Annotated in this window: 24 protein-coding genes, 2 tRNA genes and 1 other RNA gene; 14 read left to right on the top strand and 13 right to left on the bottom strand. The window is 64.1% G+C overall.

Annotated elements, in window-relative coordinates; translation table 11 throughout:
• Positions 1–5 precede the first annotated feature (5 nt).
• Positions 6–1,421: a hypothetical protein gene (locus AC3CD9_RS05525; RefSeq protein ID WP_488366697.1), complete on the bottom strand. Its 1,416-nt coding sequence runs from the start codon at positions 1,419–1,421 to the stop codon at positions 6–8.
• Between the two features lie 158 nt (positions 1,422–1,579).
• Here AC3CD9_RS05525 and lipB point away from each other — a divergent pair, with 158 nt between their 5' ends.
• The 3 genes from lipB to AC3CD9_RS05510 all read left to right on the top strand — a co-directional run bounded on the left by lipB (position 1,580) and on the right by AC3CD9_RS05510 (position 4,082).
• Positions 1,580–2,218 carry a lipoyl(octanoyl) transferase LipB gene (gene lipB / locus AC3CD9_RS05520; RefSeq protein WP_488366696.1) on the top strand — a complete coding sequence of 213 codons (639 nt, stop codon included), beginning with the start codon at positions 1,580–1,582 and terminating at the stop codon, positions 2,216–2,218.
• A gap of 10 nt (positions 2,219–2,228) precedes the next feature.
• Positions 2,229–3,281, top strand: a complete 1,053-nt coding sequence (gene lipA, locus AC3CD9_RS05515) for a lipoyl synthase (protein WP_092013963.1) — start codon at positions 2,229–2,231, stop codon at positions 3,279–3,281.
• Between the two features lie 63 nt (positions 3,282–3,344).
• Positions 3,345–4,082: a DUF4191 domain-containing protein gene (locus AC3CD9_RS05510; protein WP_488366694.1), complete on the top strand. Its 738-nt coding sequence runs from the start codon at positions 3,345–3,347 to the stop codon at positions 4,080–4,082.
• A 97-nt stretch (positions 4,083–4,179) separates the two neighbouring features.
• Here AC3CD9_RS05510 and AC3CD9_RS05505 read toward each other — a convergent pair whose 3' ends face one another.
• A complete protein-coding gene (locus AC3CD9_RS05505) occupies positions 4,180–4,620 on the bottom strand; it encodes an RDD family protein (RefSeq protein WP_488366693.1) in 441 nt (146 codons plus the stop codon).
• Positions 4,621–4,763: 143 nt separating this feature from the next.
• On the opposite strand from AC3CD9_RS05505, the gene glnA (AC3CD9_RS05500) reads away from it, so the two are divergent.
• Both glnA (AC3CD9_RS05500) and AC3CD9_RS05495 read left to right on the top strand, forming a co-directional pair.
• Positions 4,764–6,188 (top strand): type I glutamate--ammonia ligase, encoded by a 1,425-nt coding sequence (gene glnA / locus AC3CD9_RS05500; protein WP_488366692.1) that lies wholly within the window; start codon positions 4,764–4,766, stop codon positions 6,186–6,188.
• A gap of 150 nt (positions 6,189–6,338) precedes the next feature.
• Entirely contained in the window at positions 6,339–7,805 is a 1,467-nt protein-coding gene (locus AC3CD9_RS05495; RefSeq protein WP_488366691.1) for a mycothione reductase, read from the top strand.
• 74 nt (positions 7,806–7,879) lie between these two features.
• Here the strand turns inward: AC3CD9_RS05495 and AC3CD9_RS05490 are convergent, their stop codons facing one another.
• The 3 genes from AC3CD9_RS05490 to AC3CD9_RS05480 are packed head-to-tail and all read right to left on the bottom strand — an operon-like array spanning position 7,880 to position 12,487.
• Positions 7,880–10,921 (bottom strand): bifunctional [glutamine synthetase] adenylyltransferase/[glutamine synthetase]-adenylyl-L-tyrosine phosphorylase, encoded by a 3,042-nt coding sequence (locus tag AC3CD9_RS05490; protein ID WP_488366690.1) that lies wholly within the window; start codon positions 10,919–10,921, stop codon positions 7,880–7,882.
• On the bottom strand, positions 10,921–12,279 hold the full coding sequence (gene glnA, locus AC3CD9_RS05485) for a type I glutamate--ammonia ligase (protein ID WP_062242448.1): 1,359 nt from the start codon (positions 12,277–12,279) through the stop codon (positions 10,921–10,923). Before glnA (AC3CD9_RS05485) ends, AC3CD9_RS05490 begins: the two co-directional genes overlap by 1 nt.
• Before the next feature lie 4 nt (positions 12,280–12,283).
• Positions 12,284–12,487: a hypothetical protein gene (locus AC3CD9_RS05480; RefSeq protein ID WP_062242447.1), complete on the bottom strand. Its 204-nt coding sequence runs from the start codon at positions 12,485–12,487 to the stop codon at positions 12,284–12,286.
• 318 nt (positions 12,488–12,805) lie between these two features.
• Here AC3CD9_RS05480 and ald point away from each other — a divergent pair, with 318 nt between their 5' ends.
• Positions 12,806–13,924: an alanine dehydrogenase gene (ald, locus tag AC3CD9_RS05475; protein WP_488366689.1), complete on the top strand. Its 1,119-nt coding sequence runs from the start codon at positions 12,806–12,808 to the stop codon at positions 13,922–13,924.
• 77 nt (positions 13,925–14,001) lie between these two features.
• On the opposite strand, the gene AC3CD9_RS05470 is transcribed toward ald, so the two are convergent.
• Positions 14,002–14,727: a FadR/GntR family transcriptional regulator gene (locus AC3CD9_RS05470; protein ID WP_488366687.1), complete on the bottom strand. Its 726-nt coding sequence runs from the start codon at positions 14,725–14,727 to the stop codon at positions 14,002–14,004.
• 125 nt (positions 14,728–14,852) lie between these two features.
• Between AC3CD9_RS05470 and map the strand changes: the two genes are divergently transcribed.
• Together map and ppgK are read left to right on the top strand one after the other, a co-directional pair.
• Positions 14,853–15,761, top strand: a complete 909-nt coding sequence (gene map / locus AC3CD9_RS05465; RefSeq protein WP_488366686.1) for a type I methionyl aminopeptidase — start codon at positions 14,853–14,855, stop codon at positions 15,759–15,761.
• 1 nt (position 15,762) lies between these two features.
• Positions 15,763–16,596 carry a polyphosphate--glucose phosphotransferase gene (gene ppgK, locus AC3CD9_RS05460; RefSeq protein ID WP_488366685.1) on the top strand — a complete coding sequence of 278 codons (834 nt, stop codon included), beginning with the start codon at positions 15,763–15,765 and terminating at the stop codon, positions 16,594–16,596.
• Positions 16,597–16,624: 28 nt separating this feature from the next.
• Here ppgK and rnpB read toward each other — a convergent pair.
• Positions 16,625–16,993: RNase P RNA component class A (rnpB, locus tag AC3CD9_RS05455), an RNA gene on the bottom strand.
• 141 nt (positions 16,994–17,134) lie between these two features.
• Between rnpB and AC3CD9_RS05450 the strand changes: the two genes are divergently transcribed.
• Positions 17,135–17,911 carry a YaaA family protein gene (locus AC3CD9_RS05450; protein ID WP_488366684.1) on the top strand — a complete coding sequence of 259 codons (777 nt, stop codon included), beginning with the start codon at positions 17,135–17,137 and terminating at the stop codon, positions 17,909–17,911.
• A gap of 57 nt (positions 17,912–17,968) precedes the next feature.
• Here AC3CD9_RS05450 and AC3CD9_RS05445 read toward each other — a convergent pair whose 3' ends face one another.
• Both AC3CD9_RS05445 and AC3CD9_RS05440 read right to left on the bottom strand, forming a co-directional pair.
• Complete coding sequence (locus tag AC3CD9_RS05445) at positions 17,969–18,697, bottom strand: zinc ribbon domain-containing protein (protein WP_488366683.1); 729 nt, start codon at positions 18,695–18,697, stop codon at positions 17,969–17,971.
• A gap of 14 nt (positions 18,698–18,711) precedes the next feature.
• The gene (locus AC3CD9_RS05440) at positions 18,712–19,566 is read right to left on the bottom strand and encodes a Nif3-like dinuclear metal center hexameric protein (RefSeq protein WP_488366682.1); all 855 of its coding nucleotides are present in this window, start codon (positions 19,564–19,566) and stop codon (positions 18,712–18,714) included.
• A gap of 129 nt (positions 19,567–19,695) precedes the next feature.
• On the opposite strand from AC3CD9_RS05440, the gene AC3CD9_RS05435 reads away from it, so the two are divergent.
• A complete protein-coding gene (locus AC3CD9_RS05435; RefSeq protein WP_488366681.1) occupies positions 19,696–21,237 on the top strand; it encodes a fatty acyl-CoA synthetase in 1,542 nt (513 codons plus the stop codon).
• Positions 21,238–21,251: 14 nt separating this feature from the next.
• Here the strand turns inward: AC3CD9_RS05435 and bioB are convergent, their stop codons facing one another.
• Complete coding sequence (gene bioB / locus AC3CD9_RS05430) at positions 21,252–22,406, bottom strand: biotin synthase BioB (protein ID WP_488366680.1); 1,155 nt, start codon at positions 22,404–22,406, stop codon at positions 21,252–21,254.
• Positions 22,407–22,666: 260 nt separating this feature from the next.
• Here bioB and AC3CD9_RS05425 point away from each other — a divergent pair, with 260 nt between their 5' ends.
• Positions 22,667–24,133, top strand: coding sequence for a uracil-xanthine permease family protein (locus tag AC3CD9_RS05425; RefSeq protein ID WP_488366679.1), 1,467 nt, complete (start codon positions 22,667–22,669; stop codon positions 24,131–24,133).
• 94 nt (positions 24,134–24,227) lie between these two features.
• Here the strand turns inward: AC3CD9_RS05425 and AC3CD9_RS05420 are convergent, their stop codons facing one another.
• Both AC3CD9_RS05420 and AC3CD9_RS05415 read right to left on the bottom strand, forming a co-directional pair.
• Positions 24,228–24,497 carry a hypothetical protein gene (locus tag AC3CD9_RS05420; protein ID WP_488366678.1) on the bottom strand — a complete coding sequence of 90 codons (270 nt, stop codon included), beginning with the start codon at positions 24,495–24,497 and terminating at the stop codon, positions 24,228–24,230.
• A tRNA-Pro gene (locus AC3CD9_RS05415) sits at positions 24,470–24,546 on the bottom strand. The genes AC3CD9_RS05420 and AC3CD9_RS05415 overlap by 28 nt, the downstream gene beginning before the upstream one ends.
• A gap of 82 nt (positions 24,547–24,628) precedes the next feature.
• Here AC3CD9_RS05415 and AC3CD9_RS05410 point away from each other — a divergent pair.
• Both AC3CD9_RS05410 and AC3CD9_RS05405 read left to right on the top strand, forming a co-directional pair.
• Complete coding sequence (locus tag AC3CD9_RS05410; protein ID WP_488366677.1) at positions 24,629–25,117, top strand: TetR family transcriptional regulator; 489 nt, start codon at positions 24,629–24,631, stop codon at positions 25,115–25,117.
• A gap of 115 nt (positions 25,118–25,232) precedes the next feature.
• A tRNA-Val gene (locus tag AC3CD9_RS05405) sits at positions 25,233–25,306 on the top strand.
• Positions 25,307–25,439: 133 nt separating this feature from the next.
• Here the strand turns inward: AC3CD9_RS05405 and AC3CD9_RS05400 are convergent.
• Positions 25,440–25,787, bottom strand: coding sequence for a cupin domain-containing protein (locus tag AC3CD9_RS05400; protein ID WP_488366676.1), 348 nt, complete (start codon positions 25,785–25,787; stop codon positions 25,440–25,442).
• A gap of 122 nt (positions 25,788–25,909) precedes the next feature.
• On the opposite strand from AC3CD9_RS05400, the gene AC3CD9_RS05395 reads away from it, so the two are divergent.
• Positions 25,910–26,500 (top strand): DUF2249 domain-containing protein, encoded by a 591-nt coding sequence (locus tag AC3CD9_RS05395; RefSeq protein WP_488366675.1) that lies wholly within the window; start codon positions 25,910–25,912, stop codon positions 26,498–26,500.
• Positions 26,501–26,534 lie beyond the last annotated feature (34 nt).

Below are 26,534 nucleotides of genomic sequence, written 5' to 3'. Positions count from 1 at the left end.
GCCATTCACCGCGTCGTCGCCTCCCGGACCTCCGCTACGAGCCATGTCCTCTCGACTCTGTGCAGTTCGAACTGGACGGTCTGCTCGGCGAACTCCACCAGGGCGGCCCCGGTGCCTCCGCTCGACCGCATGAGCGCCGAGGCGACCACCCGGTCATCGTCGGCGGCGACGATCTCCACGTCCTCGACTTCGATCGAATAGTCGGAGTCGGCATACGCCGAGAGATCGATGAGCTCATCGGCTGCTGCGGCGGCCGAGTCGGGCACCGTCAGTGCCTTCAGAGCCGCCTCGTCGCCATTGCTGAGAGCTGTTGCCCGTGACTCACACAGTTCCTCGAGAACTGCGGTCACGTCGTCTGCGCTCGGCGTCGACGTCGCTTCGGGCGGCCGGGTCGCCCCCTCGGCGGACGGCGCCTCTTCTCCGCTCACCGCCGCGGTGGACGACCATGAGAACCAGACGACGACTCCGCCGAGAACCGTCAGGCACACGGCGAGGCCGATGAGCAGGGTGCCGCGACCGAACACACGATGCAGGTCCACCGCCCGCAGGCGGGTCCACAGGGAGTCCACGGAGCCCAGCAGCGGTGCCATCCACTCCTTTCGGCTGCCTGCGCGTCGGCGATCGCGTCTCGAACGTCGCGAGCTCTTCGCCTCGGCACGCAGCGGAGACACTCCGCCCCCGCGCAGAGGCGGAGCCGGTGTGCTGAGCGTCGAACCGCTGTTCTCCTCAGGCCGCCGATTCGGTCGGAGCCCGGTTGCCGCGCGCAAGCGAGCCGTGAGAGCCGATTCCGGCGACGTTCCGCTCTCGTCCGGCACCAGCGGCAGCACAGCGGGACGGTCGAGCGTACGCAGGGAATCGGCCGCCTCGGCGAGGGCAGTGCCCAAGCCGATATCGGACGCCGCATCGTCCAGGAGACTTGCGACGAGCGACCGCAGAGCCGACGATGATTCGGACAGCGCGAGTTCGACGGGAAGCAGCACTTCGGCCCACGGCCGCCCGTAGACGGCGTGGTAGATCATCTCTCCCACGGCGCGGCGCGGTGTCGTTGCCATGGGCGCCGAGACCCCGGGAATGATGACCGGTCGACCGTGGGCGTCGAGGGAGAACGCGGACAGAGTGAGCCGATCCTCTGGCCGTGTGCAGGTCGTGAGCTCCTCGATGATGCCCAGGAACAGGGTGCACAGCTCGGCCTCGGTCAGTCCCTGATAGGCGCGGATCACGTCGAGGACGAGCCCACCGGGCGAAGCGGGAACGATGAGAAGGGATCGGGCGCCGCTCGGAAGAGCCACCTCGGTGAGGGCGAGAACACGGGGGTCGTCGGCATCGAAGTCATTGTGCACGACGCCCCACGCACTGCGACCGTCGGAATCGACGACGCGATGGATATCATCAGCGATCGTTGCTTGGAATTCCCATGTCATCGTTCGTCATCTCCGTTGATGATGAGTAGTCGCGTTTAGTGTTGTTTAATGATGCTCGCCGATGCCGCTATGTGTCAAGGGCCACAGCCTTGGTGGCGGCCGCCAGATGTGATTGGAAACAAATTGAACACTGAGGACAAGAGTCATAGTGTGGAGCCATGCCCCTGGCCACAGAAACGCTCGGGTTCGCCCCTGTCCTCTCGGACTATCGGCAGACTTGGGAATTGCAGAAGAGATACCACGACGAAGTGCTCGCAGGTGACCGTCGATCGACGATCCTGCTCCTCGAGCATTCCCCGGTCTATACGGCCGGCAAGCGCACCGAGGACTTCGAACGACCGACCGACGGCACCGATGTCATCGACGTCGACCGCGGCGGGAAGATCACCTGGCACGGTCCAGGACAGCTGGTCGCCTACTTCATCTACAAACTCAACGACCCCAAAGAGGTCCGACTCTTCGTGTCCCAACTCGAGGACGCGATGATCCGACTGCTCTCCGAGTACGAGATCGAGGCGACCACCATCGAGGGCCGTGCCGGTGTCTGGCTGCACGGCGACGAACTCCGTCGTGACCGCAAGATCGGCGCCATCGGCATCCGCATCCACGAAGGCGTGACGATGCACGGCCTGGCACTCAACTGCAGCAACGACCTCGGCGCCTATGAGTCCATCATCCCGTGTGGGATCACGGACGCCGACACCACGTCCATCAGTGCTGAGCTCGGTCGCACTGTCACTCCCGAAGATGTGGCATCGCGACTCGACGAAATCCTGCACGAGACCATCACCGCTTAGGAGAACTCAGATGACGATCGCACCAGAGGGCCGCCGCATGCTCCGCGTCGAAGCCCGCAACTCCGAGACTCCCATCGAGGACAAGCCGGCCTGGATCAAGGCGAAGGCCCATATCGGCCCCGAATACACCGCGCTGAAGTCGCTCGTGCGCAAGCAGGAGCTGCACACTGTCTGCGAAGAGGCAGGCTGCCCGAATATCTTCGAATGCTGGGAAGATCGCGAAGCGACCTTCCTTATCGGCGGCGAACAGTGCACCCGGCGCTGTGACTTCTGCCAGATCGACACCGGCCGACCGGCCGAATTCGATGCTGACGAGCCTCGCCGCGTGGCCGCCTCGGTGGCGGAGATGGGACTGCGCTACTCGACGATCACCGGTGTGGCACGAGACGACCTCGAAGACGGCGGAGCCTGGCTCTATGCAGAGACCGTGCGCCAGATCCACGACCTCTCGTATGTCGACGGACGCGGCACCGGCGTCGAGCTGCTCATCCCCGATTTCAATGCCAAGCCGGATCAGCTCGCCGAGGTGTTCTCCTCCCGTCCCGAAGTGCTCGCGCACAATGTCGAAACGGTTCCGCGCATCTTCAAGCGCATCCGTCCCGCATTCCGCTACGAACGATCGCTGTCGGTGATCACTCAGGCCCGCGAGGCCGGTCTGGTCACGAAATCGAACCTCATCCTCGGGATGGGTGAGACGAATGACGAGATCATCTCCGCACTGCAGGACCTCCACGATGCCGGCTGCGACCTCATCACCATCACGCAGTACCTGCGTCCCTCTCCCCGGCACCATCCCGTCACCCGGTGGGTCAAGCCCGCCGACTTCGTGATGCTGCGCGATGCGGCCGAGGAGATCGGCTTCCTCGGTGTCATGTCGGGTCCGCTCGTGCGTTCGTCGTACCGTGCCGGCCGCCTGTGGGCCACCGCCATGCGCCGCCGTGGAGAGGAGATCCCCTCGCATCTGGCCCACCTGGACAAGCACACGCCCGCCAAGCAGGAGGCGCAGGCCGTTGTGGATACCTTCGGCCCCGGCGAAGAGGTAGACTTGACTGCTGAGCAATGAGCGTCGGCCTCCCCCTGATTACCGGAGGCGACGCCGCAACGCCCCTCAAGAGCAAGTGAGAGAATGAGCGAAGAACCGCGTAATGGACTCTTCCGGCGCAAGCCAAAGGATCCGAACAAGAAGCCCGGCCGACTGGCGCAGATGCGTCAGGTCTACGAGCTGTCCGCCAAACACAACAAAGCGACCCCGTGGCTGCTAGCTGCGGCGATCCTCGGATGCACGCTCATCGGTCTGCTGATCGGTCTGCTCATCGGCGGCACCACCGCGATCTTCACGACGATTCTCGGCTTCATGGTCGGTCTGCTGTTGGGCATGTTCATGCTCGGCCGCTTCGCCGAGACCGCCGCATTCGCTCAGATGGACGGACAGCCCGGAGCCTTCGGCGCCGTTCTCAACACGGCCCGCCGCGGATACCTCATGGATGAGAAACCCATCGCCGTCGATCCGAAGAGCCGTGACCTCGTGTTCCGGTCGACAGGTCGCGCCGGCGTCGTGCTGCTGAGCGAAGGTCCGAAGGGACGCAGCGCGAAGCTGCTGGCCAAGGAGAAGAAGCGCCACGAGCGCATCCTCCCCAATGTTCCGGTCCACACCTTCCAAGGCGGCAAGGAAGAGGGCCAGCTCGCGATGAAGCAGGTCGTGCCGGCTGTGCAGAAGCTGCCGCGCAAGCTCAACCGCGCCGAGGTCCTGGCCGTGCGCAATCGTCTGGCTGCTCTCGGGACGCAGGGCACTCGCCCGCCGATCCCGAAGGGCATCGACCCGAACAAGGCCCGCCCGAACCACAAGGCGATGCGCGGACGCTGATCCGCAGCCCCTCCTATTCCCCTCCAATTGCTACCTGACGGCGGCCCAGCAACCTCGCGCGAGGTTGCTGGGCCGCCGTCAGGTAGCAATTGGGAGGTCAGCGGCGGAGGATGACTGTTCCTGCCGCAAGGTCGTGGACTCCGCGATTGTCGCGGTTGAAGATGAGCGCCGGAATGACGAGCACGACGAGGACTGAGCGGATGAGGGACTTGAGCAGTCCCGGCACATGGCCGTCGAGGCGACGGACTTCGATGCCGAAGATGCGATGGCCCACCGAATAGCCGAGAGTGCCCACGAGCACGAAATTCTCGAGGGCGAAGAATGCAGGCGCGAGGATCGGATTCGTCGGATCGATGAGATTGGCGATCGCCAGACACATCAGCCAGTCGACGAGCAGGGCGAGGATGCGCTTCCACGCCGGGGCCAGAGAATGCGAGCCGTTGACAGGCAGACCCAGCCGCTTTCCGGGCCAGTCGTCTTCTTCCCTGTCGAACCGGGGTCCTTCGAGCCAGGAACCAAGGTCGTCACGATTGATCACTCCCCCAGCCTACGAAATCCGGCCTGAGTGGATCCTCAGGAAACATGCCCGAAACATGGGCGACATCACCACTTCATTCTTCGGCGACTAAGATTGACCGTGGTCAGGACAAACGGCCACCGTACACGAACTAGGAGACCTAAGTGTTCTCGTCTGCTGAAGAACTCGTCAACTACATATCGGACAATGACGTCAAATTCGTCGATGTCCGGTTCTGCGACCTGCCCGGTGTGGTCCAGCACTTCAACCTCCCCGCCGCCTCATACGGCACCGAGGAGATCACCGAAGGTCTGCTCTTCGACGGGTCCTCCATCACAGGCTTCCAGGGCATCCACGAATCGGATATGAAGCTGCTGGCTGATGTCACCTCCGCGTACATCGACCCCTTCCGTGAGGCCAAGACGCTGGTCGTCACGCACTCGATCGTCGATCCGTTCACTGACGAGCCCTACTCGCGTGATCCCCGTCAGGTCGCGGCCAAGGCCGAGGCCTACCTCGAATCCACTGGAATCGCCGACACCGTCTTCTTCGGCGCCGAGGCCGAGTTCTACCTCTTCGACTCGATCCGCTACGAGAACACTCCCGGCAGCAGCTTCTACAAGATCGGCTCGCAGGAAGCCGCCTGGGACACCGGCTCTGATGAGCCCGGCGGAAACCAGGGATACAAGACCCCGTTCAAGGGCGGCTACTTCCCGGTCTCGCCGCAGGACCAGTACGCAGACATCCGCGACGAGATGTCGCTGACGCTCGAGAAGATCGGCTTCGAGATGGAGCGGGCGCACCATGAGGTCGGCACCGCAGGTCAGCAGGAGATCAACTACAAGTTCAAGACCCTCCAGCACGCCGGCGATCAGCTGCTCGACTTCAAGTACGTGATCAAGAACACCGCCTTCGAGCTCGGCAAGTCCGCGACCTTCATGCCCAAGCCGCTCTTCGACGACAACGGCTCCGGCATGCACTGCCACCAGTCGCTGTGGAAGAACGGCGAACCCCTGTTCTACGACGAGAACGGCTACGGCGGGCTCTCCGACCTGGCCCGCTGGTACATCGGCGGACTCATCGAACACGCCGGCGCGGTGCTGGCGTTCACCAACCCGACGATCAACTCCTACCGCCGCCTCGTGCCCGGCTATGAGGCTCCGGTCAACCTCGTCTACTCCGCCCGCAACCGTTCTGCCGCGATCCGCATCCCGGTGACCGGATCCTCGCCGAAGGCCAAGCGCCTCGAGTTCCGCGTTCCGGACCCTTCGTCGAACCCTTACCTCGCTTTCTCGGCCCAGCTCATGGCCGGACTCGACGGAATCCGCAACCGCATCGAACCGCCGGAGCCGATCGACAAGGACCTCTACGAGCTCCCGCCCGAGGAGGCCAAGGACATCAAGCTTGTGCCCGGCACCCTCGATGAGGCGCTCAACGAGCTGGAGAAGGACCACGACTTCCTCACCGCGGGCGATGTGTTCACTCCCGACCTCATCGAGACGTGGATCCGCATCAAGCGTGAGAACGAACTCGATGTCGCTCGCCTGCGTCCGACACCGACGGAGTTCGAGCTCTACTACGCACTGTGATCTCGACCGTTGCCCGATCCCACTCGAACTGAGATCGGGCAGCGAAGTGGAATAGAGTGAGGGCGTCACGGGTTATCCCCCGTGGCGCCCTTTCGGCTCTGCGGCCGCCGACGCGGCCGGTCGGATCACGCACCATCGGAGGGATGGACTTTGACGCATTATGACCTGCTGCTCATCGGCACCGGTTCGGGAAACATGTTCCTCGACAAGCGATTCGCCGGACTGAAGACCGCGATCGCCGAGGAATGGCACTTCGGCGGCACCTGTCTCAACGTCGGGTGCATCCCGACGAAGATGTTCGTCTACCCCGCCACCCTCGCCGAGCAGGCCACCGAGGCCGACCGCTACAATCTCACCCCGACCCACCCGAAAGTCGATTGGGCCGGACTCCAGGACCGCATCTTCTCCCGCATCGACGCGATCGAGTCCGGAGGACGCGAGTACCGCAGCAGCGACCGCCAGCCAAACATCACAGTCGTCGCTGAACATGTTCACTTCACCGGGCAGAAGACCGTGCGCACCGCCTCCGGTGAGGAGATCACTGCCGATCGCATCGTCATCGCCGCCGGCGCCCACCCGATCATCCCCGACATCGCCGGGCTCGACACAGCCCGCATCGACACCGACGACTACCCGGTGTTCACATCGAACACGGTGATGCGTCGCGCCGCACAGCCGAAACGACTGGTCATCATCGGTTCCGGGATCATCGCCATGGAATTCGCCCACGTCTTCGCCGCCCTCGGCACCGAGGTGACCGTGCTCGCCCGCGGACCCCGCCTCCTGGGCAATATCGACGAGGAGGCCGCCGACGAGTTCACCCGCATCTTCGACTCCTCCCACACCGTCCTCCACGGTGCCCAGTCCAAGCAGATCGACATCGCCGACGGTGAAGTCACGTTGACCCTCGAACCCAGCGGTCGCCTCGCCGAGGCGGACCTGCCGGAGACGATCACCGCCGACGGAGTGCTCGTGGCCACGGGAAGGGTTCCCAACACTGCCGAGCTCGACGTCGAGGCGGCCGGTTTCGACATCACCGACGGCAACCGCCTGTCCGTGGACGAGCACCAAAGAGTCCTCTCGGCAGGTCAGCCCGTTCCCGGAGTATTCGCTCTCGGAGACATCTCCTCACCCCACCAGCTCAAACACGTCGCCAACCACGAAGCGAAGATCGTCGGCCGCAATCTGGCCGCAGACGTTGCCGCAGGGTCGCCGGGCAGTGCTCGGGCGAACGACCTCGCCGCAGTCGATCACCATGCCGTTCCCGGTGCCGTCTTCTCCTCCCCGCAGGTCGCCTATCTGGGCATGACCGAAGCTGAGGCCACCGATGCCGGACACGACGTCACGATCAAGGTGCAGAAGTTCTCCGATGTGGCCTACGGCTGGGCGATGGCCGATGATCCGGGAATCGTGAAGATCATCGCCGATCGCAGGACCAGGCACATCCTCGGCGCCCATATCGTCGGACACGAAGCCTCGATGCTCATTCAACCGCTCATCCAGGCCATGGCCTTCGGCCAGAAAGCCGACGAGGTGGCCACCGGGCAGTACTGGATCCACCCCGCCCTGCCCGAGGTGGTCGAAAACGCCCTGCTCGGGCTCGAATTCGACGACTGAGCACGTCCACCGACAACCGATTCGGCCGATGGCCGGGAGAGTCCGCACGCCGCCGGACTGCCGCACCCGGTGATTCAGAAGTCGTAGAAGCGGTGTTCCATCACTGAACGTGCGTGCCTGGTGGTGCGCAGATAGTCGTCTTCGAGGTCATGGCCCGCCCCAGCCGGATAGCCGAGCAGGCGGGCTGTTGCCTCGAGCTCGGTATGATCGGCCGGCAGCGACTCGGCGGTGCGCCCACGGAAGAGCATCACGGCCGAACGCACATCGGTCGCCAGCTGCCAGGCAGCAGCCAGCTGTTCGGCATCCTCGGTGGGCAGCAGATCCTCGTCAGCGGCCACGTCGAGGGCCGTCAGCGTCGAGGTCGTGCGCAGCCTTTCCACCTGATGCCCGTGCTGGAGCTGCAGAAGCTGAACGGTCCATTCGACGTCGGAGAGGCTGCCTCGGCCGAGCTTGAGATGTCGGCGCTTATCGGCATTGCGCGGCAGTCGCTCGTCTTCCATCCGCGCCTTGAGCGTGCGCACCTGCGTCAGTGCCTTCTGCGGCATCTCCGAAGGATAGCGCAGCGGATCGATGAGTGTCAGGTAGTCGGCGATGAGTCCGTCATCGCCCGCCACCGGCCTGGCCCGCAGCAGCGCCTGCGCCTCCCACGGTTGGGACCACTTTGCGTAATAGGCCTGGTAAGACGAGAAACTGCGCACCAACGGGCCGTTCTTGCCCTCCGGACGCAGATCAGCATCGAGATCGACCCCTTGAGCGCCTTCGCTGGCTTTGAGACGAGTCGACAGCTGGAGTGCCACCTTCGTCACGTGCTTGCTCAGCCTTCCGCGCGCCTCGGCGTCGAGGTCGTCTGACACGGGGCGGTAGACGAACATCGCATCGGCGTCCGAGAAGTAACCGATCTCCCGTCCGCCCCAGCGGCCCATGGCTATGATTGCGAATTCGTAGTCCGGGGTCTCGGGTCCGTCGAGGTCTGCCCGGACCGCCTGCAGGGCGCCTTTGACCGCGAGGTCCATGAGGTCGGAGAGATCACCGGGTATCGTGACTCGGTCCCCGACATCGAGGACATCACGCAGCGCGATGCGCAGGAGTTCACGACTGTACGTCTCACGGATCGGAGTCACCGCCTCGGCGCCATGGCGCTTGAGCAGTCCATCGACCTCAGCATTGAGGATTTCCAGGTCACGGGCATCGAGGTTCTCGTGGCGGTCCAACCAGGCGACAGCGGCGGGTTGGCGCAGCAGAAGCTCCGTCGCATATCCGGACAGGGAGAGCACTTCGGCAACCGACTTGGCAGCCAGTCCGGAGTCGCGGAGCATCTTGAGGAACCAGCCGGAAGAGGACAGCGATTCGCTCAGCCGACGGAAGGCCAGCAGTGCTCGGTCGGGTTCGACTCCATCGGAGAACCAATCGAGCAAGGCCGGAAGCACCTGCTTGATCACCATGGCAGTGCGTGACATCCCAGTGGTCAGCGCCTTGATATGGCCCAATGCACCTTGCGGGTCCACGTATCCGAACGCCTGGAGACGGTCGGCGGCGGCCTGCAGGCTCGACCCCCGCTTCTGGGCATCGACGACGGCACCGTGGACTCCGACAGCCGCCTCGAGGATGGGCCGATAGAAGATCTGTTCGTGGAGGCGGGTGACCTGTTTCGCATAGTTGCGGCGGGCCTCTTCGAGGCGATCCCCGGTTCGAGATCCCGACCGGAAGACGGAACGAGCCAACGACCGCAGCTTGGCTTCATCATCGGGGATGAGCGCATTGCGCATCATCCTCGGGATCTGCACTCGGTGTTCGACGACTCGCATGAACCGGTATGCGGTGGAGAAGACGGAGGCGTCCTGCTGCCCGATATAGCCGTGTTCGCCGAGCTCACCGAGAGCGACGAGCGTATTCGGGGTGCGGATGTCCTCATCATTGCGTCCATGGACGAGCTGGAGCATCTGGGCTGAGAACTCGACATCACGCAGACCGCCGCGACCCAGTTTGATCTGCCGAGGGGCTTCGACCGCCGGGATGAGGTCGACGACGCGCCGACGCATCGCACGGATCCCATCGATGAAGCCGGGACGGCTGGCCGCCTGCCAGACCAAGGGCAGGAGGGACTCGGAGAACGCTCTCCCCACTTCGACATCGCCGGCCACCGGTCGGGCCTTGAGGAGGGCCTGGAATTCCCAGTTCTCCGCGATGTCTGCGTAATAGTGCTCGAACTCCGAGAGCGTACGCACGAGCGCCCCGGCTTTGCCTTCGGGACGCAACGCCGTATCGACTTCCCACAGTGCAGGCTCGCCACCGGCGTCGGAGAGGATGCCGCGCATGCGTTGAGCGAGGTCGGTGGCCAGGCTCCTGACCCCTTCGGTCTCGGCGGAATCGAGAACGAAGACGACATCGACATCGGAGACGTAATTGAGTTCTCGTGCTCCGGTTTTGCCCAAGGCGATGACCGCCAGACGGATGTCGGCCGCCTCGTCGAGTTCGGCTCGTGCAATGGCCAGGGCCGCGTCGAGCGCGGCGGCGGCCAGGTCGGAGAGGACGGCCATGACATGGTCGACGATTTCGTCCGGAGACTCCGCGGACAGATCATCGGCGACGAGGCGAAGCACCGCATCTCGGTAGTTCCGACGCAGCGCCTTCACCCCGTCATCTCCGGTCACCGTTGCGCGCGGAGCCGGATCCTCGGGGTCCGCGCCGAGGACCGTGAGTATCTCTGCCCGCAGGGACACCGCCGAGGCGGCAGGCGTGGAGATCAGCAGGAACGGGTCGGGAACGAGCAGCAGAGGCAGGGAATCGGGATGGCGGACCAGATGGTCGACCATCGCCTCCGAGGTGCCGACGACCGCGAGGAGCCGGGCCAGGAGGGGGCGGTTGAGTTCGTCCTCGGCCAGCTCGCTCTTCGAACCATTCCGCACTGCGTCCAGCAGGGCCGCAGCCCCCTCCCCCGCGGCCTCGACCACACGCAGCAGACCCAGCGCCGCTCCATGCGGATCCGGGGTCGCCATGAGGAGATCGACGAACCGCGAATCAGTGGCCAGGGGGACGCCGAGGAGCTCATCGAGCTCATGGAGGAACCGAGCGGTGGCCTCCGGGACACTGGTCGTGCGTGAGGTGATAGCGGCCATCACATCGAGGTGAAGTGCTTCGCGAGCTCATATGGAGTCACCTGCGCGCGGTAATCGGTCCATTCCTGCCGTTTGTTGCGCAGGAAGAAGTCGAACACCTCCTCGCCCAGGGTCTCGGCGACGAGATCCGATCCCTCCATCAGCTCCAGGGCATGGGACAGGCTGCGCGGCAGCGCTTCGATCCCCATCGCCCGACGTTCGGTGGAAGAGAGCAGCCAGACGTTGTCCTCGGCCTCTTCGGGCAGTTCGTAGCCCTCTTCGATCCCCTTGAGTCCCGCTGCGAGCATGAGCGCATAGGACAAGTACGGGTTGGCCGAGGAATCCAGCGCACGGTACTCGACACGGGCGGATGAGGACTTTCCGGAGTTGTACTGCGGGACCCGCACGAGAGCAGAACGGTTGCGGTGGCCCCAGGAGATGTACGACGGAGCTTCATGGCCGGTCCAGAGGCGTTTATAGGAGTTCACGTGCTGATTGGTCACTGCCGAGATCTCTGCGGCGTGGGTGAGCAGTCCGGCGATGAACTGTCGGCCGGTCTTCGACAGCTGATATTCGGCCCCCGGTTCGAAGAAGGCATTGTTCTCGCCCTCGAACAGGGAGACATGCGTGTGCATCCCATTGCCTGGGTGATCGGCCATCGGCTTGGGCATGAACGAAGCATAGACGCCTTGGGAGATCGCGACCTCTTTGATGACCGACCGGAACGTCATGACGTTGTCGGCCATGGTCAGCGCGTCGGCGTAGCGCAGGTCGATCTCGTTCTGACCGGGCCCGGCCTCATGATGGGAGAATTCCACGGACAGCCCCATCGCTTCGAGCATGGTGACAGCTTCGCGGCGGAAGTCATTGGCCGTGCCCCCGTTGACATGGTCGAAGTAGCCGGCTGTGTCAACGGGCATCGGCGCTGTGCCGTCGCTGATCCCGGACACAGGGTCGAGGTTGTCGGTCTTGAAGAGGTAGAACTCGATCTCAGGATGCACATAGAAGGTGAAGCCGCGTTCGGCGGCTTTGGCCAGAGTGCGTTTGAGGACGTTGCGCGGATCGGCCGGCGCCGGCTCTCCCCCGGGCACGTGGATATCGCAGAACATCCTCCCGGTGGGCTCGGTCTCCCCGCGCCAGGGCAGCAGAGAGAACGTCGAGGGGTCGGGTTTGAGCACCATATCGGCCTCGAACACCCGGGACAGCCCTTCGACTGCCGAGCCGTCGAATCCGATGCCTTCGGAGAAGGCGCCTTCGAGTTCGGCGGGGACGATGGCCACGGACTTCAGCTGTCCCAGGACATCAGTGAACCAGAGTCGGATGAATCGCACTTCACGATCCTCGACGGTCCTGAGAACGAATTCCTCCTGACGCGACATCTATTCAGCCGTTCCACTTCTCGTCGTCTTCGTCCCACTGCTGATTGCGCTCACGTGCCTTCTCCAGGGCGGCGCGGGCGACTTCCTCGGTCTCGTAGGGCCCCATGCGGTGGGTCCAGTCGCTGACCAGGCCCTTTTCCACGGTGTTCGTCTCGAGGTTGAAGTAGTACTTCGAGTTCGGGTCGTCGATATCTTCGTAGAGTCCCATGGCGAGCCTTCTCTCCTCTGCGGGGTTCTGGATTGACGCTTTCAGCTTACCGTTTCAAGTCGCGAACTGACGGAAGTGTCGCTTATGCGTTGGAAGCGCCCTATCTGCATCTTTGGTGCAGTCTGAGCCCGACTGGAATCATGTTTTCCGCGATATCTGGCACCCAAACGCACTGATTCCGCATCTTTGGTGACGAAAACAGATTTAAAGGTTTGCTCTCCAAACCTTCTAAGGAATAGAGTTGACACCATCGACGACCGACGGAGAAGTCGGTCGCCTCCGCCCCTGCGGCACACGATCAGGAGAGAAGGACACACCATGCGCATTTCAGTGCCCACCGAGGTCAAGAACAATGAGTTCCGAGTCGCCATCACCGCTGCCGGCGTCCATGAACTCGTCGCCCACGGCCACGAAGTCACCGTGCAGGCAGGAGCCGGCGAGGGCTCCTTCATCGCCGATGCCGAATACGAGGCTGCCGGAGCCACGATCGCCCCCGACGCCGCCACCACGTGGGCAGCCGGCGACCTCGTGCTCAAGGTCAAGGAGCCGATCGCCCAGGAGTACGGCTTCCTGCGCAAGGACCTCGTCCTATTCACCTACCTCCACCTCGCCGCCGATGAGGCACTCACCACGGCGCTCATGGAGGCCGGCACCACCGCCATCGCCTACGAGACCGTCCAGCCCGATGGCGGCGGACTGCCGCTGCTGGCTCCGATGAGCGAGATCGCCGGTCGCCTGTCGACTCAGGTCGGCGCCCACAGCCTGCTCAAGGCCAACGGCGGCCGCGGAATCCTGCTCTCCGGAGTCCCCGGGGTCGAGCGCGCGAATGTCGTCGTCATCGGTGCCGGTGTGGCCGGGACGAATGCCGCCCGGATGGCTCTGGGCCTCGGAGCGAGAGTCGAGGTCATCGACATCAACATTCCGCGTCTGCGGCAGATCGATGAGACCTTCGCCGGTGCCATCGGCACGAAAGTGTCGAACAAGTACGAGATCACGAAGTCTCTGGCCACAGCCGACCTCGTCATCGGTTCGGTGCTCATCCCGGGCAAGAAGGCGCCGAAGCTCGTCACCGACGAGATGGTCGCTGGGATGAAGCCGGGATCGGTGCTCGTCGATATCGCCATCGACCAGGGCGGCTGCTTCGAGAATTCGCGTCCGACGACTCACGACGATCCGACGTTCACCGTCCATAACTCGGTCTACTACTGCGTGGCGAACATGCCGGGTGCGGTGCCGAACACAGCCACGGCGGCGCTGACGAATGCGACTCTGCCCTTTGCCGTGAAGATCGCCGACCAGGGGTGGCACAAGGCACTGTCGAACGATTCTGCGCTGGCCCGCGGTCTCAACATCCACAACGGGCACGTCACGAACGACAACGTCGCCGAGGCATTCGGCTTCGAAGCAGTGTCCGTGGCCCACGCCCTAGCCAACTGACGAACCCCTATTACTACCTGACGGCGGCTCAGCAACCTCGCGCGAGGTTGCTGAGCCGCCGTCAGGTAGTAATTGGGTTAGGGTCGGGGGACGATGGTCGTGTATCGGAAGTGCTCCTCGCAGAGTCTTCCCGCAGATTCTGCGTCTCCGGCAGCGATCGCCTCGACGATCGCGGCGTGGTCGTGCACGGCGTGATCGAAGAGCTCGGCCGAGAACGGGTCGTGACGGAAACCGGCGTTGATCTTCGTATCGAGGTCGATGGCCATGCGCACGAGTTCCGGGTTGTGACCGGCACGGGCGATGGCGAAGTGGAACTGCGCGTCCGCGGTACGCGCGGCGGCCGCTTCGGCGCGTTGGGAATAGACCTCAGCCAGTTCCCGGAGCTCGCTCAGCTCCTCGTCTGTGCGTCGCAGCGCCGCGGTCGCCGCCAGGGAATTCTGGAAGACGGCGCGGGCGTCGAGCAGGTTCCGCCTCTCGGCATGGAACTCGTCGATTCTGCCGGCCATGGGGGCCAGCGCCTCGGGGCGGGCGGTCTTGACGAACGTGCCTCCCCCGCGGCCGCGACGGCGCTCGACGACCCCGAGACGCTCTAACCGCAACAGGGCTGCGCGCACGCTCGAGCGGGACACCTGCAGATCCGCGGCCAACGTCCGTTCGCCCGGCAGCAGGGTGCCTTCCGGCAGCGCTCCGACGGCGATTCCGGAGAGGATGTGGTCCGCGATCTGCTGCGGTGCGCTCGTCAGGCTCACCACTTCGCCCAGTCCAGCAAACTCGTGGCCCGCCGATGTCGTGTCGTCGCTCAATCTGCCTCCCGCTTCCTTGGCACGGCTGCTTCCGATTCTAGACTCCACCGGGCCCGCACCGCGGCATCGACAGGCGACCGGGCGGCGGGACAAAGCCGCGTTTCCAGCATAGGATCGACACCATCATGACTGTTCACACTCGCCTGCTCACGCCCGGCACCATTTCGCCCGAACGCGGTGTGCCGAAGGACATCCCCCGCCCGGAGTACGTCGGTCGCGCCGACGCCGATGAAGGCCGGGGAAACAATTTCTACAGCCCCGAGGAGGTCGAGGTGGTGCGGGCGGCCGGTCGGATCGCGGCCAATGCCCTGGCCGCCGTCGGCGAGATGATCGTCCCCGGCATCACCACCGATGACATCGACAGGGTGGCGCACGAGTTCATGTGCGATCACGGAGCGTACCCGTCGACGCTGGGCTATCGGGGCTTCCCGAAATCCGTGTGCACCTCCGTCAACGAGGTGATCTGCCACGGCATCCCCGATTCGACCGTCATCGAGGACGGCGACATCGTCAATGTCGATATCACCGCCTACTACCAGGGCATGCACGGAGATACGAACTCCACATTCACCGCCGGAGACGTCGATGAGGAGTCCCGTCTCCTCATCGAACGCACCTATGAATCGATGATGCGTGGGATCAAAGCGGTCAAACCGGGACGTCAGATCAACGTCGTCGGACGGGTGATCGAGAAGTACGCGAAGCGCTTCGACTACGGAGTCGTGCGCGACTACAGCGGGCACGGAGTCGGCCGCGAATTCCATTCCGGGCTCATCATCCCGCACTATGATGCAGCACCCGCCCACGCGGAGACGATGGAACCGGGAATGATCTTCACGATCGAGCCGATGCTCAACCTCGGCACGATCGACTGGGACGTCTGGGACGATTCCTGGACCGTGGTGACGAAGGATCGCAAGCGCTCCGCTCAGTTCGAGCACACACTGCTGGTGACCGAGTCCGGTGCCGATATCCTGACTCTGCCCGATGCCGACACCGCGATTGCCGCCGGACCCGCACACGAGGAGAGCTGAGATGAGCGCGGAGACCTCCCCACGCTTTGCGATCGGCATCGACATCGGCGGCACCGGGATCAAAGCGGCACTCGTCGACACGGTGACGGGCAAGCTGCCGTTCAAGCGGCTGCGCGAGCTCACACCGAAGCCGAGCACCCCGGATGCCGTGGCTGCGACGATCGCCACGCTGTTGGATGCACTGAGCGAACATGCCGTCGAACTCGAACTCGTCGCCGACCGTGCCGCTATCGACTCCCTGCCTGTCGGCTGCGGATTCCCCGGCGTGATCCGCGAAGGACTCGTCGAGTACACGGCGAACCTCGACCAGAGTTGGATCGGTTCGCCCATCGCCGACATCATCGGCGAGAGCACGGGCCGCACCGTGTACTTCCTCAACGATGCCGATGCCGCCGGACTGGCCGAGATGACCTTCGGTGCCGGGCGCAAACACCGGAAGAAGACGGTGCTGCTGACGACGCTGGGCACGGGAATCGGAACCGCCCTGTTCACTCACGGCCGGATGGTTCCCTACACCGAACTCGGCCATATCGAGATGAACGGCGCCGATGCCGAGACGCAGGCCGCGGAATCGGTCAGGACCCGGCTGGGATTGACCTATCCGGAGTGGGCGGCTCGGCTGCAACAGTACTATTCGCAGATCGAACTGCTGGTCGCTCCGGATGTCATCATCGTCGGCGGCGGAGTCTCGAAGTCCCATGACCAGTTCCTGCCGCTCATCGAGACACGGGCGAAACTCAAGCCGGCGAAGCTGTACAACAACGCCGGAATCGTGGGAGCAGCGATGATCGCGGTCAACGACGGTAAGGCGAAGGTGCGTCGCAGTCCGTCCTGAAAGACGCGCCGCAGCTGAGGATGTGGGAGAGGACAGGCCACCGATAAGCCGGGTTCTGTCGACGAGTCGGTTGCCCTTCTCGCCTGACGGTCATCTATCTGGGACCGATGTTGCCACCGGCCTCAAGCAATCCACCCGACGACTCGGCGAGCAGCCTCGAACGTCGTCTGTCTGATCTTGCTCCGGATGGGGTTTACCCAGCAGCGACGGTCACCCGCCGCCCTGGTGGTCTCTTACACCACCGTTTCACCCTTACCCAGTCGGAACTGGGCGGTCTGCTTTCTGTTGCACTGGCCCGCGGGTCGCCCCGGGTGGGTGTTACCCACCATCCCTGCTCTGTGGAGCCCGGACGTTCCTCAGCTCTCGTGAAGAGAGCCGCGACCGTCTGGTGACCTGTCCTCAAGCATCCCAGTGTAGTCGCTCAGCGACTCCCCCACGCACACAGCACCCGCACGCAGCGGAGACCGGACATCGAACGTGATCAACCTCATCCGCCCCCGGTCCCAGCCGGGTCACTGCGTGATCATACGATGGGGTGGTGAAGATCCTGCTGCCGCCCTCCGAGGGCAAGACTCCGTCGCCGACCGGTCCCACGCTCGATCTCGACGGTCTCTCGGCTCCGGAACTCACCACGAAGCGCAAGCGTGTGCTCGCTGCGCTGAAGAAGGTCTCGAAGCGCCGAGATGCCCTCGAGAAGCTCGGCGTCGGCGCGTCACTCGCCGCGGACGTCGAACGGAACACCGTCCTCGATGAGATCCCCTGCGCCCCCGCACTGCTCACCTATTCCGGTGTGCTCTATGAGGCGATGGGCGCCAGCGAGCTGGTGGCGCAGTCGAACGATGACGATCAGCTGCGGGACCGCCTCCATGACGTTCACGTCTTCTCGGCCCTGTTCGGTCGAGTGCACGGACTCGACGAGATCCCCGCTTACCGACTGGCGATGAAGACCGATCTGGGGACCTTGGGAAAGCTGACATCCTATTGGAAGCCGGTTCTGGCGAAGTCCTGCTCCCTCGACCCCGCCGAGGTGGCCCTCGACTGCCGCTCGAGCGATTACCGGTCCGTGTGGCCGGGTCCCACCGATCAGGTCGTCACCATGGGTGCCGTGTCCGTCAGCGGCGGGAAACGTCGCGTCGTCTCCCACTGGGCGAAGTTCTACCGAGGTGAGTTCGCCGGTCGGCTGCTCTCCGATGATCTGCCCCTGCCGGAGACCGCTGAAGACCTTGTGTCGCGGGCCGAGGAGCTCTATGAGGTCGAATTCACAGCCTCGACGACCTCGAAGCCGGCGAACCTCATGATCGTCCTCCGCGACTGAGACGCGCGTCAGCGACGACCCTGTTCTCAAAGGTTGACGAGATCAGTCGAGACAGGATCAGCTGCGACGCAGCAGCACCGCCTCGCATTCTTCGCATTCATAGGTTTCGTTGACATCGGAGCCGAGCATTCCGTGCCAGACTGCTCCTCCGATCTCCTGTCCGCACGCCTGACAGTTCGGACCGTTGAGCAGGGCGGCACCGGGACCGCCCTGCCGGACATTGGCATCGAATGTCGTGAGCAGCTGCTGCGGCAGCTCGTTCCTCGCGTCCGACGCTGCGGCCTCGTTCTCGGTGATGAGTCCCCGCAGTTCGGTCTTCCTGTCCTTCACCGCGGTCTGCACCTCTTTGCCGGAGGCCGTGACTTCGGCGATTCGGTCATCGACTGCCGCGAGTTCGTCTTCAGCGGCTTCGAGCTTCTCCATCTCCTCCAGCTGCGATTCTTCGAGTTCGGCGACCCGAGATTCGTGACCGGCGATCTCCTCTTGCAGATTCACCATGTCTCTGCTGGTCAGACCGGTTCCGTCGTTGAGCTCGGCGGTCTTCTTCTCGATCTTCGATCGCTGTGCTTCGATGAGTCCGGTGGCTTCGGTGATGGCGTCCTGATGGCCGTCGACAACAGCGGCGGCCTCGGTCCGCTTCTCTCCGAGCTCCTTGTGGCGGGAGATGAGGTCCTGCAGCTCCTCTGCCCTCTTCGGGTTGTCATGTTCGAACTGGAGGGCGCGCCCGTGAGCGGTGAGTTCGATGAGGGTCTGCAGCGCAGTTCTCTGGCTGTCGGTGATGAGCATCGTCGGTCTCCTTGTCAGTACCGTTCGACCCAGGGGTCGGTGTTGACTGCCGAGTGCTGCAGCGAGACAGTGAGCCCGCGCCGCGCGAATTCGGTCTCGAGTGCCTCGGCCGCCGCGCTCAGCCAGACTGTCTCAGACGCCCAGTGGGAGACGTCGATGAGCGAGAGTCCGCTCTCTCGACGATTCGCCGCATCAAGCGCCTCGGTGGCCGGGTGATGGCGGAGGTCAGCCGTCACGTAGACGTCGGCGCCGCTGGCCCGGACCTCGTCGAACAGCGAGTCGCCCGCGCCGCCGCAGACCGCGACACGGGTCGCTGTCGCAGCGGGGTCGCCGGCGATGCGCACACCGGTCGTGGTGCTCGGCAGCTGCGCAGCCAGTCGCCTGGCAAGGTCCCGGACCGGTGTGGGCCGGTCGAGGTCGCCGACGCGGCCGATTCCGGTCGGCAGCGCGCCGCGTCCCGTATCATCAGCCTCGTCATGTGGGGACAGTGGCTGCGCGCCCTCGATGCCCAGGAGTGAGATGAGCACATCGGAGACTCCGCCGCGGGCCGAATCAGCGTTCGTGTGCGCATTGAACAGCGCAATATCGTTGCTGATGAGAGTGTGGACGGCTCCGCCCTTCAAAGTTGCGGCATTCACCGACTTCACGGGTTTGAGCATGAGCGGGTGATGGTTGAACACCAGATCCGCGCCGAGGACGACGGCCTCGGCGATCACGGCGTCCATCGGATCGAGAGCCAAGAGGATCGACTGGACCTCGGCGTCGGGGTCGCCGACGGCCAGGCCCACGGAATCCCAGGGCTCGGCCAAGGCCGGTGGCCACAGTGAGTCGAACACCTCTACGCAGTCACTCACCTTCGGATGTCTCATGTCCCCCACACTATTACATCGGGACCGGGGCACATCGTCGGCACCGTGGGATCGAAGACCAGCCGGCCGATGAAGCAGAGATCGGCGGACGATTTTCGGAGAACGTGATATGGCTCATATATTTGGATCATGACATCTACACGCATCTCCCCCGAATCACCCATCACCAGTAACTCGTCCACGGTCTCGGACCTCATCCGACGCAGCGCCGGCCGCTTCCCCACCGACACAGCCATCGAATTCGGCGACCGAACCTGGACCTATGCAGAACTTGACTCTGCCGTGACCGCTGTGGCCCGCGAACTCGTCCGCCTCGGTGTGACGAAGGGCGACCGTGTCGCCGCCTATGGGAAGAACTCCGACCTCTTCGTCCTCCTCTATCTCGGCTGCGCCCGTGCCGGGTTCATCCACGTGCCGGTCAACTATCAGCTGAAGAACGACGAACTCGACTACATCCTCAGCAATTCCGGCGCCGAGATCGTCTTCTCCGACTCCGACCTCATGTCCGCAGTCACCTCAACCCCGACCGGAGGCGAGGCGCAGGTGATCGACTTCGCCGATCTCGTTCCGGTCGCCACCTCGGAGGAGATCGCCCCAGCCGTCAGCACAGAGTTCTCCGTGCACGACACGGACGTGGCACAGCTGCTCTACACCTCCGGCACCACCTCGGCGCCGAAAGGTGCGGTGATGACCCATCGCGCCCTTCTGCACGAGTACCTGTCGTCCCTCATGTCCCTCGACTTCGCTGCGACTGATCGCGCCGTCCACGCCCTGCCGCTCTATCACTCTGCGCAGATGCACGTCTTCCTGCTGCCGCTTCTGTCGATCGGCGCGCACAACATCATCGTCCCAGCACCCGTGCCCGAGCAGCTGCTCGCCGTCTTCGAGGAACGGGAGATCAATTCGTTCTTCGCCGCCCCCACCGTCTGGGTGGCGCTGGCCAACAGCCCGGACCTGGAAACCCGCAACCTCGACAGCCTCCACAAGGCCTACTACGGTGCTTCGACCATGCCCGGACCGATCCTCGAGCGCCTGCGCCAGCGGCTTCCGCAGCTGGGCTTCTACAACTGCTTCGGCCAGTCGGAGCTCGGCCCGTTGTGCACTGTGCTGCGTCCCGAAGAGCATGACGACCATCCGGGTTCGGCCGGACGCCCGGTCATGTTCGTCGAGACCCGCGTCGTCGACGCCGACGGTGACGATGTCGGCCCCGGCGAGGAGGGCGAGATCCTCTACCGGTCGCCGCAGCTGTGCGAAGGCTATTGGAACCGGCCGGAAGCCACCGCCGAGGCGTTCGACAACGGCTGGTTCCATTCCGGGGACCTCGTCAAGGTCGACGAGGACGGTTTCGTCGAGGTCGTCGACCGGGTCAAGGACGTGATCAACACGGGTGGCGTGCTGGTCGCCAGCCGCCAGGTCGAGGACGCCGTCTTCGAACTGCCCCAGGTCGCCGAGGTAGCTGTGGTCGGGATTGCCGATGAGAAGTGGATCGAGGCGGTGGCCGCCTTCGTCGTCCTCAAGGACGGCCAGCCGCCGTTGTCGGCCGAAGAAGTCATCGGTCACGTCAAGTCCCGCTTGGCCGGGTTCAAGGTGCCGAAGCGGGTGGAGTTCGTTGCCGAACTGCCGAAGAACTCGGCCGGGAAGATCCTCAAGCGCAGCCTGCGCCAAGCCTGAGGGCTTGCGTCCTCTCAGGCGTTGGCGATTTCAGCGGTGCCTGCGCCGCGTCGGCGGATGACGGGATCGGTGTGGGCGACCGCCTCGGCGGGGGTCTGCCGGTCGGAACAGCGGCCGGCTTCCGCACCGCAGCACCCAACGGATTCGTCCGTCCGGACCTCCCCGGTCTCCTGGCCGAGGATGGTGAATCCGTTGTCGCGGATCATGGCGAGGTCGTCGGCGGCGGCTTGGCCCTCTGCGGTGAGATAGTCGCCGAGGAAGATCGAGTTGGCCAGCTGCAGCGCCATCGGCTGGAGGGATTTGAGGTGGATCTCGCGCCCTCCTGCCAGACGGATCTCACTGTCGGGGCAGACGAAGCGGGCCGTCGCGACGATCTTCAAGCACTGCATGGGTGTGAGGTTCCACTGTCCTTCGAGCGGGGTGCCGTCGAACGGGACGAGGAAGTTGATCGGGATCGACTCGGAGCCGAGGGCCTTGAGCGCGAACAGCGCCTCGACGATCTGCTCGTCGCTTTCGCCGAGCCCGACGATGAGGCCGCTGCAGGGAGAGAGTCCGGCCTCTTTGGCGAGTTCGACAGTGTTCGTCCGGTCCTCGTAGGTGTGGGTCTTGACGATATTGTCGTGAAAGGACTCCGCGGTGTTGATGTTGTGGTTGTAGGCATCGGCACCGGCGTCCCTGAGCGTTTCGGCCTGGCCTTCCTTGAGGATGCCCAGACACGCACACACTTCGACTTCGGGATTCTCGTCTTTGAGGCGTTCGACGATCTCACCGACGCGGCCGACGTCGCGACGGCTCGGTCCACGACCGCTCGCGACGAGGCAGACGCGGGACGCTCCGCCGCCGATGCCCATGCTCGCCTGATCCATGGCCTCGTCGGTGCTCAGCCACGAGTACTTGAGGATCTCGGCCTTCGACCCCAGCGACTGTGAGCAGTAGGTGCAGCTTTCCGGGCACATTCCCGATTTGAGGTTGACGAGATAGTTCAACTTGATCGTCATGCCGAAGTGCTCTCGACGGAGTCGCGATCCGGCATGGACGAGACCGAACAGCTCCGCATCCGGCGTAGCCAGGAGCGCGAGCGCGTCGGCTTCAGTGGCCGCTGCCCCGTTGAGGATGGACTCGGCGAGTTGGTCAGGGTTCACGTGCTGGTCAGGGTTCACAGTCGTCATCGATTGGTCCTTTGTCTCCGTGCGGTTGAACAAGGTCAGAGTCGGTCCAGGTCAAATCTCCTGAACACTGTTCAATACGCTATCAGACCGATGCCCCGGGTCGCTGTGCCAGGCCGGGTTCCCACGCAGTCGATACCAGTTCGTCAGCCGTCGAGTCGGCGTGCCGGTGAGCTGGAGCATAGAATTCTTTCGCCGGCCCTGAGCGCTGCCCGACCGCCGGCCAACGACCCAGTACAGGGAAGAACGGAACGAGGAACACAATGGCGGATTCGGCATCCACGGACACCCACGAGAGAACAGGCAATCACCGCGGCTGGCGTCTGCACGGAAACGGGCGGACGATCGCTCCCGGTGAGAGGGTTCTGCCGGAAGAGCGTCTGAGCTGGCCGCGAACCATCAGCATCGGCGCACAGCACGTTGTGGCGATGTTCGGCGCGACGTTCCTCGTCCCCCTCCTCACCGGGTTCCCACCGTCGACGACGCTGTTCTTCACCGCCATCGGCACGCTGCTGTTCCTGCTCATCACGAAGGGCATGATGCCTTCCTACCTCGGTTCGTCATTCGGACTGCTCGCTCCGATCGGGGCGGTCACGGGGTTCTCGGCGACGGCTGGAGAGGAACTCGAGCCGCATGCCATGGCGTTGGCCCAGGGAGGAATCATCTCGGTGGGAGTCACCTTGGCGCTCGTCGGGCTCGTTGTTCATTTCGTCGGCGTCCGATGGATCGAAGTGACGATGCCGCCGGTGGTCACCGGGGCGATTGTGGCCCTCATCGGCCTCAATCTGGCTCCGGCCGCCTGGGATTGGGTCAAGGCCGCTCCCCTGACCGCCGTAATCACGATCGTCGCGATCCTGCTGACCACGGTGCTCTTCCGCGGGATGCTCGGTCGGCTCTCGATCCTCATCGGCGTCCTCGTCGGCTATGGTGCGGCATGGCTGCAGGGTGAGCTCGACTTCTCCACCGTCTCGAAAGCCGACTGGGTGGGACTGCCCGCGTTCCATGCACCGGCGTTCGATCTCGGCTACCTCGGCCTGTTCCTGCCCGTCGTCCTCGTCCTCATCGCCGAGAACATCGGCCATGTGAAATCGGTCGCCGCAATGACCGGCCGCGACCTCGATCGTCTGACGGGCCGGACGCTCTTCGCCGACGGATTCTCCACCATCCTCGCCGGATCCGGCGGCGGTTCGGGAACGACGACCTATGCCGAGAACATCGGCGTCATGGCAGCCACGCGCATCTTCTCCACCGCCGCGTACCTGTGTGCGGCGATCATCGCCCTCATCCTCAGCATGCTGCCGAAGTTCGGCGAGATCATTGCGACGATCCCTCCCGGAGTCCTCGGCGGGGCGGCGACAGTGCTCTACGGAATGATCGGCATGCTCGGCGTGCGCATCTGGGTGGAGAACAAGGTCGACTTCTCCAACCCGATCAATCTCAACACCGCCGCGGTCTCACTCATCGTCGCCATCGCGAACTTCACCTGGACCCCCGGCGGACTGCAGTTCGAAGGCATCGCCCTGGGCACCGCCTCGGCGATCATCATCTATCAGGTGATGAAGGCCATCGCCCGGTGGCGGGGCACCGACCCCGACCTCGTGACAGAGAACTTCGCCGAGGCGGCCCACCGAACCGATGCGCCGCAGACTCCTCGTCGGGGCCGGGCGACACACCCGTTCGCTTCCGACGCGACGGACGGTTCCTCCCAAGAGCCGGGCTCACCCGCCTGAGCACCAGTTGAGGCGTGAGGCGATGGGGCGCGCTGCCTTTTCGAGCAGTGCGCCCCATCGCCTTTGTGCATTTCAGCATCGAGTTCTGGACCAGTCATCGGGTTTTGGACCAGTCATCGGGTTCAAACTCGATCATCTGGTCAGAACTCGATTGGGCCTGCACCACGGCGAGAACGCACCGCACCACTTTCGGCGCGGCCGTGCGCTGCTTCTCGTCCCAGGCATCTGCTCGCGTCTTGATGGTTTGGACCCAGAGTGGTTTCCGGCCGGCGCGCAACGGTCCGGGAATGCAGAAGTGCCGCAGCCTCGCCTGAGCGATGCTGCGGCACTGTCCCTTGGTCGGGATAGCGGGATTCGAACCCACGACCTCCTCGTCCCGAACGAGGCGCGCTACCAAGCTGCGCTATATCCCGTGACCAGGAACTACTATAGCGATGGGAACGCGATCTGAAAAATCGGAAAGGACCTCTGCTCGAGAATGAAAGGTATGTCTCATTGGCACTGACAGCCGAAAGCATCACCACCACTGCGTTGAGCATCCTTTCGCAGTACGGTCTGGGCGATCTGTCCATGCGCCGGCTCGCCCGTGAACTCGACGTTCAGCCCTCCGCGCTGTACTGGCATGTCAAGGACAAGCAGTCACTGCTCATCCTCATTTCACGTTCGCTCAAAGCCGAAGTCGATGCCCTCTGCCCAGCCACTGCCGACCCGCTCGCCGCGGCCATGTCTCTGCGCGAAGTACTGCTCAAATACCGTGATGGAGCAGAGATCGTGCTGCTGGGCTATTCGATCGCTCCGACTGACGTTGCGCCTCAGGCTCTGGGAGCCGATCGCCTGGGCGCCGAACTCTCGCACGGAATCCTCACGCTCACACTCGGTGCCGTGGCCGTGGAGCAGAATCGCAGGATCTTCGACGTCGACACCGCAGAGGCAGCTGAGAATTTCGCCGCCAATGCGGCACGCCTGCTCCGATCCTCCCGATGACGGCCCGAACCGACGCATTGACCGGCCCCGCGACCGCCGGCGATCCCGTTTCGACGGTCGCCCTCGGATGTGGCATACTGATCAAGCGCTGTCGGGGACATCGACGGTGCAGGTGGGGCCTATAGCTCAGTTGGCTAGAGCATCTCGTTTACACCGAGAGGGTCGGGGGTTCGAGTCCCTCTGGGCCCACCGTCAAGGCATCCCGTGCTCACGGGGTGCCTTTTCCATGTGTCTCCCCAAATCTCGCGTCCAGTTGGCAGGTCCGAGCCCCGATAGGCTGAGCCCGCCGCCCCGAATCTCGCCGAGGCGGCACCGGGGTCGATCAGTCCCTGTCGACCTCCGTGCGGATCGTGAGCAGAAACGCCGCATCGGTCAGCGCCTCCACCGAGTGCTTCTGCGGGGGAATGGCAATGAGTTCTCCCGCACCCAGTTCCCATGATTCGTCGGCAGTCATCATCCGCACTTGGCCTTTCACGACGTGCAGCGTCGCCTCCGGAGGGGATTCATGTTCCGCGAGTTCTGCACCCGCTCGGAGTGTGAGCATGGCCTGCCGGAGATAGGTTCCGGCGAAGACGCCCTTGGCGGCCCTTCCGCTGTGCGCTCCTCGTGCCTTCTCCAGCAGCTCTGCGCTGAGGGTCTCCAGGTTCTGAGCGGACACCTGATCGATCATCGTGAACTCCTCCTGAGATGTCGGCAGCCCTGAGGCATGCTTCTTGCCTCAGCGTAGCCGCGTTTTCAATCTGTGGTGATAGCTTCGAAGAGGAATCAGCTAAGCAAGTGAGAGGCATTGCTGTGGCAGAAGAACCCATCATCGACGTCCGGAGCGTACCGAAACCGGAGCGGCATCCGCTCATCATCAGAGCGTATGAGGAACTTGAAGTAGGCACCGGCCTGATACTCATCAACGATCACGTGCCCGAGGGCCTGCGAGTGGAGATGGTCCGCGAGTTCGCCGAGGCGGTCGGGTGGGAGCCGCTGGAGAGCACAGAGAGTGAGGCCCGGGTGCGCATCATCCGTCGGGCCGCCACCCCTGCACCTCGCGTCGTCCTCGACGTCGCCGAGCTCAGTGAGACTGTCGATGATTCCGGGTCCGTCTGGCAGCTGCCGACGCAGCACCGTGACCTCGATGCGAATGTCATTGCGCTGGCCGCCGGCGGCGAGATCTGCGAACATACCGGTCCATCTCTCGATGTGCTCATCCACGTTCTCGCCGGAGCCGGCACCCTTGAGACTGAAACCGGAACGATCGATCTGTCCCCCGGTCGGATCGTGTGGCTGCCCCGTCGCTCCCGCCGTCGATTCCTGGCCGACGCCGAGGCGGGACTGAAGTACTTCTCGGTCCATCAGCGCAAACAGGGGCTGAGCATCACGGCCCGCAGCTGAACACTGCGACGTCCTCGGCCACCGAGGTCATTCT

This window comes from Brevibacterium sp. MGP-B1, assembly GCF_057766545.1.
Note: the sequence above shows the minus strand (reverse complement) of the source record. Positions and strands in the feature narration are given on the sequence as shown.

Coding starts and splice junctions, on each gene's coding strand:
- AC3CD9_RS05525 (WP_488366697.1), bottom strand. CDS start 1,421: ATGACATGGGAATTCCAAGCAACGATCGCTGATGATATCCATCGCGTC.
- lipB (WP_488366696.1), top strand. CDS start 1,580: ATGCCCCTGGCCACAGAAACGCTCGGGTTCGCCCCTGTCCTCTCGGAC.
- lipA (WP_092013963.1), top strand. CDS start 2,229: ATGACGATCGCACCAGAGGGCCGCCGCATGCTCCGCGTCGAAGCCCGC.
- AC3CD9_RS05510 (WP_488366694.1), top strand. CDS start 3,345: ATGAGCGAAGAACCGCGTAATGGACTCTTCCGGCGCAAGCCAAAGGAT.
- AC3CD9_RS05490 (WP_488366690.1), bottom strand. CDS start 10,921: ATGGCCGCTATCACCTCACGCACGACCAGTGTCCCGGAGGCCACCGCT.
- glnA (WP_062242448.1), bottom strand. CDS start 12,279: ATGTCGCGTCAGGAGGAATTCGTTCTCAGGACCGTCGAGGATCGTGAA.
- AC3CD9_RS05480 (WP_062242447.1), bottom strand. CDS start 12,487: ATGGGACTCTACGAAGATATCGACGACCCGAACTCGAAGTACTACTTC.
- ald (WP_488366689.1), top strand. CDS start 12,806: ATGCGCATTTCAGTGCCCACCGAGGTCAAGAACAATGAGTTCCGAGTC.
- map (WP_488366686.1), top strand. CDS start 14,853: ATGACTGTTCACACTCGCCTGCTCACGCCCGGCACCATTTCGCCCGAA.
- ppgK (WP_488366685.1), top strand. CDS start 15,763: ATGAGCGCGGAGACCTCCCCACGCTTTGCGATCGGCATCGACATCGGC.
- AC3CD9_RS05445 (WP_488366683.1), bottom strand. CDS start 18,697: ATGCTCATCACCGACAGCCAGAGAACTGCGCTGCAGACCCTCATCGAA.
- AC3CD9_RS05440 (WP_488366682.1), bottom strand. CDS start 19,566: ATGAGACATCCGAAGGTGAGTGACTGCGTAGAGGTGTTCGACTCACTG.
- AC3CD9_RS05435 (WP_488366681.1), top strand. CDS start 19,696: ATGACATCTACACGCATCTCCCCCGAATCACCCATCACCAGTAACTCG.
- bioB (WP_488366680.1), bottom strand. CDS start 22,406: ATGACGACTGTGAACCCTGACCAGCACGTGAACCCTGACCAACTCGCC.
- AC3CD9_RS05425 (WP_488366679.1), top strand. CDS start 22,667: ATGGCGGATTCGGCATCCACGGACACCCACGAGAGAACAGGCAATCAC.
- AC3CD9_RS05400 (WP_488366676.1), bottom strand. CDS start 25,787: ATGATCGATCAGGTGTCCGCTCAGAACCTGGAGACCCTCAGCGCAGAG.